The sequence below is a fragment of the Microbacterium sp. UBA7513 genome (assembly GCF_002478345.1).
Classification (GTDB): Bacteria; Actinomycetota; Actinomycetes; order Actinomycetales; family Microbacteriaceae; genus Microbacterium.
In genome coordinates, this window is record NZ_DLNJ01000007.1 from 1 (window position 1) to 596 (window position 596).

A 596-nucleotide genomic window follows, 5' to 3' on the forward strand; every position below is an offset into this window, starting at 1 on the left:
CCCCCCCCCCCGCCCCCCCCCCCCCGGCCGTAAACACCCCCCCCCCGCCACCCCCCGCCCCGCCCACGTTCCTGTTCCCGCCCCCCCCCCCGCCCCGGACGCGGGATCAAGAACGCGCCCCATCCCCGTCCGGCAAGGCCACCTTCGATCCCGCACCACGGCGACGCCACACGCAACGCGTCGGGCATGAGATCCCCGGGCGGGATCACGAACGTGCCTCACCCGCGACCGACAGGGACGATTCTGATCCCGCACCGATGCGCTGCGCGCGACGGCACGCGCCGTCCGAGTGCGGGATCAAGAACGCACCGCACCCGCGACCGACAGGAGCCCTTTCGACCCCGCACCGTACGGGGCGGGACGCGGGACTCGTTACGGGATCAAGAACGCACCCGATGTGCGTCTGGCGAGGGCACTTTCGATCCCGCACCGACGAGAGGCACACCGCCCGCACCGGGGCGGCGGCGGGCGGAACGGCGGTGCGGGATCAGGAACGCACCCCATACGCTTGCGGCAGGGGCGTTTCCCGTCCCGCACGGGGGGGGCTGCGGGGGCTGCGGGGACGGACCGGGGGCGGAACCGGCGGGGGCGGGGGC